Below are 11,704 nucleotides of genomic sequence, written 5' to 3' on the forward strand. Positions count from 1 at the left end.
CTCCTGTTCGCCCGCCATCCGGCCCAGCTCGGCCGCCTCGCCGCCGATCGCGGCGCCGCGCCGCTGCACCATGGCCAGCACCTGGAGGACGCTGTCGTGGATGTCGCGGGCCAGCCGCTCCCGCTCCCGGGTCGCGGCCTCGATCTGGAGGGCGCGGGCCAGGGTGCGCTCACTGGCGCGGGCCACCTCGACGACATAGCCGATGGCGACGCTGGCCACCCACACCAGGACGATGTTGTGGATCGTGGAGCCGGCCAGTTCCTGCCGCTCGACGAGATTGACCACGCCGACGCCGGTGGCGGCCGCCGCGGCCCAGCGCCAGCCCCCCTTGATCGCGAAGCCGAGGACCGGGCCCGCCGTCCATATCGACGGCAGCGTCGGCGCGCCGCCCAGGATGCGCTCGGGCCCGTCGGCCACCAGGGTCAGCAGGATGCCGCCGACCGCGAAGGCGAGGTCGAGGACGAGGAAGCGCCGGGTGCAGCGCTCCGGCGAGGTGGTGCGCCGCCAGGTCAGCGCCATCCAGCAGGTGAGCGCGGCCGTGTAGCCGACGGCGACCAGCGGATGCTCGTACTTGCGGTACGAGAAGCCGACCAGGGCGAGGACGTAGAAGAGCGTCATCACCCGGTAGCCGGTCAGTGCCCGCCACAGCGGGAGTTCGACGGACATCCGCAGGACGGGGGGCCGCCCGGTGCGCCCGCCGTCGTCCGCCGCGCGGCCCCCCGCGCCCGTGTCCGCCCGTCCGTCCGTGTCCGTATCCGTGTCCGCCAACGACGTCCCCACCCCTCGCCGGGTGCGTCTACGCCCCGGTCCCGGCCCTGCCGCCCGTTCCCTTTTTGCCCCGGCCCTTCTTGGTGCGGCCGGTCTTCTCCGCCTCGGCCTTCTTCTCCGCCTCGGCCTTCTTCTCCGCCTCCGCGATCTGCCGCTTGGCGGCGGTGGCGTAGATGTCGACGTACTCCTGCCCCGAGAGCTTCATGATCTCGTACATCACCTCGTCGGTGATCGAGCGCAGGATGTACCGGTCCCCCTCCATGCCCTGGTACCGCGAGAAGTCCAGCGGCCTGCCGATGCGGATGCCCGGACGGATCATCTTCGGTACGACCTTGCCGGGCGGCTGCACCTTCTCGGTGTCGATCATCGCCACCGGGATCACCGGGGCGCCGGAGGCCAGCGCGACCCGGGCCAGGCCGCCGGGCTTGCCCCGGTAGAGCCGGCCGTCCGGGGAGCGGGTGCCCTCCGGGTAGATGCCGAAGAGTTCACCGCGCGCCAGGACCTCGATACCGCTCTTGATCGCGGCCTCGCCGGCGCCCCGGGCCCCGGAGCGGTCGACGGGCAGCTGGCCGACGCCCTTGAAGAACGCCGCGGTCAGCTTTCCTTTGACGCCGGGCGTGGTGAAGTACTCCGACTTCGCGATGAAGGTCACCTTGCGGTCGAGCACCGCGGGCAGGAAGAAGGAGTCCGAGAAGGACAGGTGGTTGCTCGCGAGGATCGCCGGACCCTCGGCGGGGATGTTCTCCAGGCCCTCGACCCAGGGCCGGAAGGCGAGCTTGAGCGACCCGCCGAGGGAAAACTTCATTGCGCCGTAGATCAACCGACTGCCTCCTGTGTGTGACGCAAAGACCTTAACCTGCCCCGGCACGGCCGCCCCGTCGGCCGTCGCCCGGCCTACCCGGGCGGCGTCACTCCGCGTACCCTGAAGTAACTCACCAGGCCCCTCACCGATCGGAGACCCCCGGTGCCGCTCCTTCCCGGAGCCGAGCCGTTCCGCCACGACGGCGGAGAGGTCGGCGTCCTCGTGTGCCACGGCTTCACCGGCTCCCCCCAGTCCGTACGTCCCTGGGCCGAGTATCTCGCCGATCGCGGGCTGACGGTCGTCCTGCCGCTGCTGCCGGGGCACGGCACCCGGTGGCAGGACATGCAGGTCACCACGTGGCAGGACTGGTACGCGGAGGTCGACCGCGCGCTGCGGGAGCTGTCCGCGCGCTGTACCAAGGTGTTCGTCTGCGGGCTGTCGATGGGCGGCGCGCTCGCGCTGCGCCTCGCCGAGCTGCACGGCGACGCGATCAGCGGCGTGGTGGTGGTCAACCCCGCCAACGGTGTGCACGACGCGGCCGCCCCGCTGCTGCCGGTGCTGCGGCACGTCGTCCGGTCGTCCAAGGGGCTGTCCAGCGACATCGCCAAGCCGGGCGCGCGGGAGACCGGCTACGACCGGGTACCGCTGCACGCGGCGCACTCGGTGCGCCGGTTCTTCCGGCTGACGGACTCCGAACTCCCCCGCGTCACCCAGCCGTTGCTGGTGATGACCAGCCCGCAGGACCATGTCGTCCCGCCCACGGACTCCGAGCGCATCCTCAGCCGGGTCTCCTCCCGGGACGTCGGCCGGACGGTGCTGGAGCGCAGCTACCACGTGGCGACGCTGGACCACGACGCCGAGCAGATCTTCCGCGACACCGCCGCCTTCATCGCCCGGCTGGCCCCCGAGGCCGGGCCGGCCCTCGCGGGCAGCGCGTCCGGGGAGGGGACGGCGCACCGTGGCGGAGCGTAGCCCGCGCGATCCCCGCGATCCGCTGGACGAAGAGGCCGCCTGGGCGCAGATCGTCGCGGGCTACGGCAAGGAGCCGGACATCCCCCCGCCCCCGGACGGCAAGGACGAGCGGGAGAGCGCGGACGGCGGCGACCCCGGGAAGCCGGACGCGCCGAAGCCGCCGGGGACCGGACGGCTCGGGGGGTCCGTCGTCTTCGCGCCCGGCGTCGGGCCGCGGGACTGGAAGGCGGCGGAGCCGTCCGACGACGACTTCGACGAGACCGATGAGGGGCACTTCGTCCCGCCCGAGCCGCCCCCGCTGCCGAAGGCCGACGTGACGACCCGGTTCGCCTGGATCGCGGTGCTCGGCGGGCCGCTGCTGCTGGTGCTGACGGTGCTCCTCCAGCAGCCGGTGACGTGGTGGATCACGGTGCTGGGCGTCGGCGGCTTCCTCGGCGGCTTCGGCACGCTGGTGGCCCGGATGAAGCACGACGACGAGGACGACGACGGGATGCCGGGCAGCGGCGCCGTGGTCTGAGCCCCGGGCGGCGCCCCGTCAGCCCTCGTCCGCCGCCGGGACGCGCAGGGCCGCGAGCACCGGCAGATGATCGGTCGCCGCCCGCAGGTCGGCGTCCGACACGCCCGGCAGCGCGCGCGGGACCCCGCAGCCCAGGACGTCGATGCCGTCCGTGGTGAGGATCGCGTCGATGCGCTGGTGGGGGGCGCCGGAGGGCGAGGTGTGCTCGCCGCCCCACGGGCGGGCCGCCCAGGCGTCGGTGAGGGTGTCCGTGAGCAGCCGGAAGGCACGGCCGTCCGGCCGCTCGTTGAGGTCACCGCCCACGACCGCGTACGGCACGTCCATCGCCGCCAGACGCTCCAGCAGCAGCCGGGCCTGGTCACGGCGCTCGCGGGCGTCGAGGCTGAGGTGGCAGCTGACCACCCCGAAGCGGGCGCGGCCGACGCGGACGACGGCGGTGGCCAGGCCCCGCTGGTGCAGGCCGGGGGTGCGCGGCAGCAGGACGTCCTCGGCCCGCTCCGCACGGACGCGGAGAGTGGAGAGGATCATCGGCCCGGCGGCGGTGGCGCCGCCCGTGACGTACACCAGGCCGCAGGCGCGGGCCAGCCGCTCGGCGGCCCTGCGCCAGCGGAAGAACCGCGGCGCCTCCTGCACCAGGACGAGGTCGGGGGCGCAGGCCCGGACGACCCGGGCCAGCGCGGCCGGGTCGTCCCGCAGCGAACGGACGTTGTAGCCGAGCACCCGGACGACCGCGGCGCCGTCCTCGCCGGTGGCGGACGCGGGGAGTCCGGGGTGCTCGGCGGTCATCGGTGTCAGCCCTGGCGGGCGAGGTCGGCGGCGCCGACGAGGCCGGCCTTGCCGCCGAGTTCGGCGGCGAGGACCTGGGCGTGCGGACGCCACTGGTTGCCGACCAGCCAGCGGCGGAAGGACTTGCGGATCGGGTCGAGGACCAGCTCGCCCTCGTCCGAGACGCCGCCGCCGACGATGAAGGCGGACGGGTCGAAGAGGGACGCCAGGTCGGCCAGGCCCGCGCCGGCCCAGCGGGCCAGCTCGCGGAAGGAGTCGACGGCGACCGGGTCGCCCTTGCGGGCGGCCTCGCTGACGTGGCGGCCCTCGATGCCCGCGGAGGTGCCGTCGCCGAGCGAGAGCAGCAGCTGGGCGTTCTCGGGGGTGGCGAAGGCGCGCTGGCGGGCGTAGCGCAGCAGGGCGCGGCCGGAGGCGTACTGCTCCCAGCAGCCCTGGCTGCCGCAGCCGCAGAGCAGGCCGTCGGGGACGACGCGGATGTGGCCGAACTCGGCGGCGACGCCGAAGCGGCCGCGGCGCAGCTTGTTGCCGATGATGATGCCGCCGCCCAGGCCGGTGCCGAGCGTGATGCAGATGACGTCGCTGTGGCCCTTGCCCGCGCCGAACTTGTACTCGCCCCAGGCCGCGGCGTTGGCGTCGTTCTCGACGACGACGGGAAGGCCGACGCGCTGCTCGATCTTGTCCTTGAGCGGTTCGTGGCGCCAGTCGATGTTGGGGGCGAAGAGGACCGTGGCCCGCTTCTCGTCGACATAGCCGGCGGCACCGATGCCGACGGCCTCGACGCGGTGGCCGCTGCCGACGGTGCGCACCGCGTCGGCGATGGCCTCGGTCAGCGCGTCGGTGGCCAGGGGGGTCGCTACCTTGCACGTCTCAAGGATCGAACCCGCTTCGTCGACCACACCGGCCGCGATCTTCGTGCCGCCGATGTCGACGCCGATGGTGAGTCCCATGTGTCCCTCAGTTTTCACTCGTACCCCGCCGTGGAACACCGTACCGGAGCGGGAAGAGACCGAGAGTCAGTCGAGATCGATGCGCTCGGGGCCCGTGGGACCACCGTCGTCGCGGGGGTCGCCGCCGTGGCCGGGGGCCTGGCCGGGGTGGTCCTCGGGCCGGTCGCGGGTCCAGCGGGCCTCACTGTCGGCGACGGCGGAACGGTAGGCGGCGAGGAGTTCGGAGCCGGCCGCCGCGAGGTGGTCGAAGACGTCGGGGTGGCGCTCGACGACGGGCTCGACGGCGGCCTTGGCCTGCCGGAACAGCTCGTTGACGGCGCTCTGCGCGGCCATGCCGCCCAGCGCCGCGGGCAGCCGGACGCCGGCGAGCCGGTCGCTCACCGCCTCGGCGAGCTTGCGCAGCTCCTCGGCCGCGCTGCCGGGCGGTGTGCCGTACTCGGCACGGCGCCGGGCCCGCTCTGCGGCGAGGTCCTCGGCGCAGGCCGTGGCCCAGGCGTCGGCGTCGGGGCCGGCCCCGTGGCCGGTGGGGCGCTCGGTGGCATCACTCATCGTGAACTCCATCAACTCCTGCGGCGGACGGCCGCCCGGCGACCGCACGGCCGGTCCGCGGCCGTCACCCACCTCTGACGGTACCCGAACGGTGGTACGGGCTTCAGTCGCCCGCGGGCCAGAGCGCCGGATCGGGGCGGAAGCGGATGCTGAGCACCCCGTCGCGCAGCCCGGCCCCGGCGACGGTACAGCGGCGCAGCGCGGACGGCAGGGTGCGGATGCGGCGGTGGCGGCCGACGGAGACGACGATCTCGTCGCCGCGGCGGACCAGGCCGAGCCCGTCGCGTTCCGCTCCGGGAAGGGGGACCCGCCAGACGAGCAGGCCGTCGGTGGCCAGGTGGTCCTCGACGGTCCAGGGGTCGGCGGCCGGTACGGCGGCGTCCGCCGCGCCGGCTATGGCCCCGCTCGCCGCGGGCCCGTCGAGGAGGGCGGCGAGTGTGCCGGTGCCGCGGGGGTCGCGGCCCAGGTGCGGCACCTCGTGGACGGGGACGCCGGGGAACTCCTCGCACAGCGTCGCCAGGGCGGTTCGCTGGTTCTCACGGAGCGCGGTGAGGAAGGGGTCGGCGGAGCCGGCGGGCAGCAGTTTGTTGACGAGGACGGCGTCGGTGCGGCGGCCGTGCAGGGCGAGGCCGGCGCGCACCGGGCGCAGCGCGGCGGCGGCGACCGGGCCCGCCTCGGTGACCAGGCGGACGGTGGTGCCGGGGGCGTCGATGACGCGCTGGACGGCGGCGAGCTCCCGCTCCCAGCGGTCGGCGGCCTCGTAGAGCTTCTGGGCGGGCAGCGGGACCCCGGCGAGCTGGGCGAGGACGGGGCGCAGGGCGCGGGCGGCCTGGCGTTCCGGGGGCAGCAGCCGGCGCAGGTAGCGGCGCGCCTGGGCGGGCAGGGCGAGGAGCCGGATCGTTTCCTCGGCGGGGGGCAGGTCGGCGACGACGGTGTCCCAGCGGCCGGCCTCGTGCGCCGCGCGCAGGGCGTGGAGCAGCGCGAACGCGTCGGAGCCGGGCAGTTCGGTCAGCTCGTCCTCGTCGAAGGGGGTGGCGCCCAGCAGGTCGAGGACGGCGCCCGCGCGGTCCTGGAAGGCCAGGAACTCCTGGCGGAAGCGGTCGCCCGGATCGAGGGCGCGGACGTCCAGGCCGGTGGCCAGCGCGGTGGGCGTGCCGCCGACGCGGGTGCCGAGCACCTCGTGCGCGGCGCCGTTGCCGGTGGTGAGCAGCAGGACGCGGGCGCCGTCGCGGGCGGCGGCCAGGGCGGTGGCGGCGGCCAGTGTGGTGCGGCCGGCGCCGCCCTGGCCCGTGACGAGGACGGTGCGCACGCTCAGTGCTTCTCGGCCTCGTCGGCGGGACCGCTCTCCACGCGCTTCTTCAGGCCGGCCAGGGCGCGGTCGATGATGACCTTCTCGGCCTTGCGCTTGATCATCCCGAGCATGGGGATCTTGACGTCGACGGTGAGGCGGTAGGTCACCTCGGTGGCGGCGCCGCCGCGGAGCGGGGCGAGCCGGTAGGAGCCGTCGAGGGCGCGCAGCATCTGGGACTTGACCAGCGACCAGCTGACCTCGTCGTCACCGGTCCAGGTGTAGGCGAGGGTGTGGTCGTCCTTGATGGCCCCGGCGTCCAGCAGCAGCCGGACCTGGGCGGCGCGGCCCCGGTCGTCCTTGGCCAGCACCTCGGCCTCCTTGACCTCCCCGGTCCACTGCGGGTAGCGGTCGAAGTCGGCGATCACCGCCATCACTTCGGCGGGTGCCGCCTCGATCGTGATGCTAGAGCTGGTGTGTTCGGCCATCGCCGTCTTTCCTCCATGCCGATTCATGCCGATTTCCGCCGCCGGCCGGCGTGCTGAGAACACGGTGTCCCTGCCGCTGAAGGCTACCGCGCGGTCGCACGCGGTACGGCGCGCACCCACGGGCCCCGGTGGATCACCATTCCAGGACGTAGGGCTTCCCGGTCGCGCGGAAGTGGCCGACGTTGACGCACTCGGTGCGGCCGACGCGCATCCGCGCGGCGAGCGGCTGGTGGACGTGGCCGAAGAGGGCGTAGCGGGGGCGGGTGGCGCGGATGGCGTGCAGCAGGGCCGGGCTGCCGCGTTCGAAGCGGCGGGCGACGGTGTCGTAGCAGAGTTCGGGGACGTCCGGCGGGATGTGGGTGCACAGCACGTCGACCTCGCCGATCGCCTCGATCTTGGCGGCGTACTCCTCGTCGGAGATCTCGTAGGGGGTGCGCATCGGTGAGGTGAGGCCGCCGCCGACGAAGCCGAAGACCCGGCCGCCGATCTCGGCGCGGTCGCCGTCGAGGACGGTGGTGCCGGGGCGGGCGAACTCCGTCCACAGGTGCGGGACGTCGACATTGCCGTAGGTGGCGTACGTGGGGGTGGGGAAGGCGGCGAAGAGTTCGGCGTACTGCTTGCGGACGGCGGCCTCGATCAGTTCGCGGCGGCCGGTGCCGGAGCGCTCGGCGGCCTCCTCCCACAGGCGGCGGCCGAGGGCCTTGGCCTCGTCGAAGCGGCGGGCGGTGCGCAGCGCGATGAAGCGGCGGGCGTTGTCGGCGCCGAAGAGGTCGGGGAAGATGCCGCGGCCGTGGTCGGCGTAGTCGAGGAAGAGGACGAGGTCGCCGAGGCAGATCAGGGCGTCGGCCCCGGTGCCGGCGCGGGCGAGGTCCCGGCTGTTCCCGTGTACATCACTGACCACGTGCAGACGCATGGCGTCACCCTACGGCCGTCCGGGTGACGCGCGGGAGGCCGTGTGCCCGGTCCGTGGTTACTTTCGGGTCACCGAGAGGCTGGTCTAGGGTCTGACCGGTGGTGCGGGGCGTGGACCCTGCTTCGTGCCACCGGTCGCGTACGGGACTGCGACGGGGCAGTCCGGGACGCGCCTTTCGGCGTGTGACGCATCGAACAACTGAGCACCCCTATCCCAATCTCATACCGGTGGGTAACGTCCGGGCAGTCCACTTCCTGCCTGATCATGGACCGCAACCGGTGCACCACACAGCGTCGTGGCACCGGCGCCACTGAGGAGCAGCAGTCTTGCGCGAGTTCAGCCTTCCGGCCCTTTACGAGGTCCCCGCGGACGGGAACCTGACGGATCTCATCCGCCGCAACGCCGCGCAGCACCCCGATGTCGCGGTCGTGGGCCGCAAGGTGGACGGTCAGTGGCAGGACGTCACCGCGACGCAGTTCCTCACCGAGGTCCGCGCCGCCGCCAAGGGCCTGATGGCGGCCGGCATCTCCCCCGGCGACCGCGTCGGCCTGATGTCGCGCACCCGCTACGAGTGGACGCTGCTGGACTTCGCGATCTGGAGCGCGGGCGCCATCACCGTCCCCGTGTACGAGACCAGCTCCCCCGAGCAGATCCAGTGGATACTCGGCGACTCCGGCGCCGTGGCCTGCCTCGTCGAGAGCGACGCGCACGCCGACGCCGTCGCGTCGGTCCGCGACCGGCTGCCCGCGCTGGCGCACGTCTGGCAGATCGAACGGGACGCCGTCGCCCGCCTCACCACGGCCGGCGAGGGCATCACCGACGACGAGGTGGACGCCCGCAGCGCGCTGGCCGACGCCGACACCCCCGCCACCATCGTCTACACCTCGGGCACCACCGGCCGCCCCAAGGGCTGTGTCCTCACCCACCGCAGCTTCTTCGCCGAGTGCGGCAACGTCGTCGAACGTCTCAAGCCCCTCTTCCGCACCGGCGACTCCTCCGTCCTCCTCTTCCTCCCCGTCGCCCACGTCCTGGGCCGGCTGGTGCAGGTCGCGTCGGTGATGGCGCCGATCAAGCTCGGTCACGCCCCCGACATCAAGCACCTCACCGACGACCTCGCCTCGTTCCGGCCGACGCTGCTCCTCGGCGTACCGCGGGTCTTCGAGAAGGTCTACAACGCGGCGCGCGCCACCGCGCAGGCCGACGGCAAGGGCAAGATCTTCGACAAGGCCGCCGACACCGCCGTCGCCTACAGCCGGGCGCTGGACACCCCTTCCGGCCCGTCCTTCGGCCAGAAACTGCTGCACAAGATCTTCGACCGACTCGTCTACGGCAAGCTGCGCGCCGTCCTCGGCGGCCGCGCCACCCACGCCATCTCCGGCGGCGCCCCCCTCGGCGAACGCCTCGGCCACTTCTACCGCGGCATCGGCTTCTTCGCCCTGGAGGGCTACGGCCTGACGGAGTCCTGCGCGGCGACCGCGTTCAACCCCTGGGACCGGCAGAAGATCGGCACCGTCGGCCAGCCGCTGCCCGGCTCGGTGATCCGGATCGCGGACGACGGCGAGGTGCTGCTCCACGGCGAGCACCTGTTCACCTCGTACTGGAACAACGAGACCGCGACCGCCGACGCGCTCTCCGACGGCTGGTTCCACACCGGTGACCTCGGCACCCTCGACGAGGAGGGCTACCTCACCATCACCGGCCGCAAGAAGGAGATCCTGGTCACCGCGGGCGGCAAGAACGTCGCCCCGGCCGTCATCGAGGACCGCATCCGGGCCCATGCGCTGATCGCCGAATGCATGGTCGTCGGCGACGGCCGCCCGTTCGTCGGCGCCCTGATCACCCTCGACCAGGAGTTCCTGCCGCGCTGGGCCACAGAGCACGGCCGGCCCCGGGACGTCACCGCGGCCGAACTCCGGGACGACCCGGAGCTGCTGGCCGCCGTGCAGCGGGCGGTCGACGACGGCAACGCCGCGGTCTCCAAGGCCGAGTCGGTCCGCAAGTTCCGCGTCCTGCCGAACCAGTTCACCGAGGAGTCCGGGCACGTCACCCCGTCGCTGAAGCTCAAGCGCGGCGTCGTGGCGAAGGACTTCGCCGAGGAGATCGAGGCGCTGTACCGGAACTGACGCGGGGTGACGGAGCACTCAGAGCAGCTGCCTCAGCCGCTCCGCCAGCAGGTCCCAGCGCCACTTCTCCTCCACCCAGGCCCGGCCGCGGCGGCCCATCCGGGCGCGCAGCTCCGGGTCCTGAAGCAGGGCGGTGATCCGCTCGGCCGTCACGGTGGGCGAACCGCCCGGGACGACCCAGCCGGTCTCGCCGTCGAGCACCGCGTCCGGGGCACCACCGGAGTCGCCGGCCACCACGGGCAGCCCGGTCGCGGACGCCTCCAGGTAGACGATGCCCAGGCCCTCGACGTCGAGGCCGCCGCGGCGGGTGCGGCACGGCATCGCGAAGACGTCGCCCGCCCCGAAGTGCGCCGGCAGCTCCTCCCACGGCACGGCGCCGGTGAACCGCACCGCGTCCGCGACGCCCTTCTCCACGGCCAGCGCCTGGAGGGTGCTCTCGTACGGGCCGCCGCCGACGATCAGCAGCACCGCGTCCGGGACCCGCGCCAGGATCTGCGGCATCGCCTCGATCAGGGTGTCCTGGCCCTTGCGCGCCACCAGCCGGGAGACGCACACCACGACCGGGCGGCCGCCGAGCCCGAGCCGGGCCCGCACCGCGTCGCCGCCCGAGCCGGGGTGGAAGGTCTTCTCGTCGACGCCCGGCGGCAGCTGGACCATCCGCGCCGCGGCCCGGGGGCCGAGCGCCCCGGCGATCCGGGAGCGGGTGTACTCGCCGAGGTAGGTGAGGGTGTCGGTGCCCTCGCCGATGCGGCGCAGCAGCTGCCGGGAGGCCGGGAGCTGGGCCCAGCCCGCCTCGTGGCCGTGGGTGGTGGCGACGATCCGGCGGGCGCCGGCCGCGCGCAGCGCGGGCGCCATCAGGCCGAGCGGTGCGGCCGCGCCGAACCAGACGGAGGAGCAGCCGTGCTCCCGCAGCAGCCCGGCGGCACGCCGGGTCACCCGGGGGGTGGGCAGCAGCATCGTCGTACGGTCGCGGACCACCGGGAACGGCTGCTCGGCGTCGAAGGCCGCGGTGGCCGCCGCGCCCTCCGCGCCCCGCTTCCAGGTCGAGGCGTAGACGACGACCTGCGACGGGTCCAGGCGCAGCGCCATGCTGTGCAGAAAGGACTGGATGCCGCCGGGGCGGGGCGGGAAGTCGTTCGTGACGATGAGGGTCTTGTGCACGCTGGTCTCTCGGCGGTCGCTCTCGGCGGGGTCGGGCTCGCCCGGTCGTCCGGGCCCGCCGCCGACAGTACCGGGTCGGTGCCCGGGGGCGTCCGGGCGTTGGCGCGCTGAGGGCCTGTTGCGGACGTCGCGGCGTCCGGTGCGTGCGATCGCACGGCGGAGGGTCGTCCCGGTACCGGTCGTACCGGGACGGGCCCGGCAACGCGGAGAGCGTGCGTGCCGGACGCCGCGAGGCAGGCGGGACCTCCGCGGCAGCCCCCAGGTGTACTCAGCCCAGCCGCAGGGCGAGGTAGGACCGCCAGCGCTGGGTGAACTCGGCGAGTGAGACGCCGAGTTGGGCGCGCAGGGCGGTGTCGACCCGGTCGGTGCGGGCGGCGGGCCGCCGGTGGT

The 11,704-nt window shown here is 74.0% G+C and carries 12 protein-coding genes; 3 read left to right on the top strand and 9 right to left on the bottom strand.

Features of this window, described 5'->3' with window-relative positions:
* A partial coding sequence (locus tag AC51EU_RS20540) for a DUF5931 domain-containing protein (protein ID WP_496268473.1) occupies nt 1-666 on the bottom strand: 666 nt, incomplete at its 3' end.
* 130 nt (nt 667-796) lie between these two features.
* The gene (locus tag AC51EU_RS20545; protein WP_496268484.1) at nt 797-1,573 is read right to left on the bottom strand and encodes a lysophospholipid acyltransferase family protein; all 777 of its coding nucleotides are present in this window, start codon (nt 1,571-1,573) and stop codon (nt 797-799) included.
* 159 nt (nt 1,574-1,732) lie between these two features.
* Between AC51EU_RS20545 and AC51EU_RS20550 the strand changes: the two genes are divergently transcribed.
* Both AC51EU_RS20550 and AC51EU_RS20555 read left to right on the top strand, forming a co-directional pair.
* A complete protein-coding gene (locus tag AC51EU_RS20550; RefSeq protein WP_496268474.1) occupies nt 1,733-2,542 on the top strand; it encodes an alpha/beta hydrolase in 810 nt (269 codons plus the stop codon).
* Entirely contained in the window at nt 2,529-3,059 is a 531-nt protein-coding gene (locus AC51EU_RS20555) for a hypothetical protein (protein WP_496268475.1), read from the top strand. Before AC51EU_RS20550 ends, AC51EU_RS20555 begins: the two co-directional genes overlap by 14 nt.
* An 18-nt stretch (nt 3,060-3,077) precedes the next feature.
* Here the strand turns inward: AC51EU_RS20555 and AC51EU_RS20560 are convergent, their stop codons facing one another.
* From AC51EU_RS20560 to AC51EU_RS20585, 6 genes are all read right to left on the bottom strand, one after another.
* A complete protein-coding gene (locus AC51EU_RS20560) occupies nt 3,078-3,845 on the bottom strand; it encodes an endonuclease/exonuclease/phosphatase family protein (protein ID WP_496268476.1) in 768 nt (255 codons plus the stop codon).
* 5 nt (nt 3,846-3,850) lie between these two features.
* On the bottom strand, nt 3,851-4,792 hold the full coding sequence (locus tag AC51EU_RS20565) for an ROK family glucokinase (protein ID WP_496268477.1): 942 nt from the start codon (nt 4,790-4,792) through the stop codon (nt 3,851-3,853).
* A gap of 66 nt (nt 4,793-4,858) precedes the next feature.
* Nucleotides 4,859-5,341, bottom strand: a complete 483-nt coding sequence (locus tag AC51EU_RS20570) for a DUF5304 domain-containing protein (RefSeq protein WP_496268478.1) — start codon at nt 5,339-5,341, stop codon at nt 4,859-4,861.
* A gap of 103 nt (nt 5,342-5,444) precedes the next feature.
* Entirely contained in the window at nt 5,445-6,650 is a 1,206-nt protein-coding gene (locus AC51EU_RS20575) for an ArsA family ATPase (protein WP_496268479.1), read from the bottom strand.
* Nucleotides 6,651-6,652: 2 nt separating this feature from the next.
* Nucleotides 6,653-7,117 carry an SRPBCC family protein gene (locus tag AC51EU_RS20580; protein WP_496268480.1) on the bottom strand — a complete coding sequence of 155 codons (465 nt, stop codon included), beginning with the start codon at nt 7,115-7,117 and terminating at the stop codon, nt 6,653-6,655.
* A 133-nt stretch (nt 7,118-7,250) separates the two neighbouring features.
* Nucleotides 7,251-8,030 (bottom strand): metallophosphoesterase family protein, encoded by a 780-nt coding sequence (locus AC51EU_RS20585; protein WP_496268481.1) that lies wholly within the window; start codon nt 8,028-8,030, stop codon nt 7,251-7,253.
* 326 nt (nt 8,031-8,356) lie between these two features.
* Between AC51EU_RS20585 and AC51EU_RS20590 the strand changes: the two genes are divergently transcribed.
* Nucleotides 8,357-10,153 (top strand): AMP-dependent synthetase/ligase, encoded by a 1,797-nt coding sequence (locus tag AC51EU_RS20590; RefSeq protein WP_496268482.1) that lies wholly within the window; start codon nt 8,357-8,359, stop codon nt 10,151-10,153.
* A gap of 18 nt (nt 10,154-10,171) precedes the next feature.
* Here AC51EU_RS20590 and AC51EU_RS20595 read toward each other — a convergent pair whose 3' ends face one another.
* The gene (locus AC51EU_RS20595) at nt 10,172-11,314 is read right to left on the bottom strand and encodes a glycosyltransferase family 4 protein (protein WP_496268483.1); all 1,143 of its coding nucleotides are present in this window, start codon (nt 11,312-11,314) and stop codon (nt 10,172-10,174) included.
* Nucleotides 11,315-11,704 lie beyond the last annotated feature (390 nt).

The organism is Candidatus Streptomyces philanthi (assembly GCF_059553635.1).

Bases quoted from the DNA above. Each gene is read 5' to 3' on its own strand.
- AC51EU_RS20545 (WP_496268484.1), bottom strand. From the start codon at position 1,573: ATGAAGTTTTCCCTCGGCGGGTCGCTCAAGCTCGCCTTCCGGCCCTGG.
- AC51EU_RS20560 (WP_496268476.1), bottom strand. From the start codon at position 3,845: ATGACCGCCGAGCACCCCGGACTCCCCGCGTCCGCCACCGGCGAGGAC.
- AC51EU_RS20570 (WP_496268478.1), bottom strand. From the start codon at position 5,341: ATGAGTGATGCCACCGAGCGCCCCACCGGCCACGGGGCCGGCCCCGAC.
- AC51EU_RS20580 (WP_496268480.1), bottom strand. From the start codon at position 7,117: ATGGCCGAACACACCAGCTCTAGCATCACGATCGAGGCGGCACCCGCC.
- AC51EU_RS20565 (WP_496268477.1), bottom strand. From the start codon at position 4,792: ATGGGACTCACCATCGGCGTCGACATCGGCGGCACGAAGATCGCGGCC.
- AC51EU_RS20585 (WP_496268481.1), bottom strand. From the start codon at position 8,030: ATGCGTCTGCACGTGGTCAGTGATGTACACGGGAACAGCCGGGACCTC.